Origin of the sequence: Pseudomonas sp. 58(2021), from assembly GCF_017491585.1 — a bacterium.
Classification (GTDB): Bacteria; Pseudomonadota; Gammaproteobacteria; order Pseudomonadales; family Pseudomonadaceae; genus Aquipseudomonas; species Aquipseudomonas fluorescens_BT.
On record NZ_JAFGYZ010000068.1, the window covers coordinates 1 to 308 of the forward strand.

Below are 308 nucleotides of genomic sequence, written 5' to 3' on the forward strand. Positions count from 1 at the left end.
TTCAATCTTGACGATGACCTACTCTCACATGGGGAAACCCCACACTACCATCGGCGATGCATCGTTTCACTTCTGAGTTCGGGATGGGATCAGGTGGTTCCAACGCTCTATGGTCGTCAAGAAATTCTGTGACCAGCCCGTTACCACAGTAACGTTCCGGCAAAAATCGGTGACTTCTACTAAAACAAAACCCCAACTGCTTTCGCAATTGGGGTTTCGGAATTTAATCTTGACGATGACCTACTCTCACATGGGGAAACCCCACACTACCATCGGCGATGCATCGTTTCACTTCTGAGTTCGGGATG

The 308-nt window shown here is 48.7% G+C and carries 1 rRNA gene; it reads right to left on the minus strand.

Features of this window, described 5'->3' with window-relative positions:
* Positions 1 to 5 precede the first annotated feature (5 nt).
* Positions 6 to 121 (minus strand): 5S ribosomal RNA (rrf, locus tag J5M72_RS28790).
* Between the last annotated feature and the right edge of the window lie 187 nt (positions 122 to 308).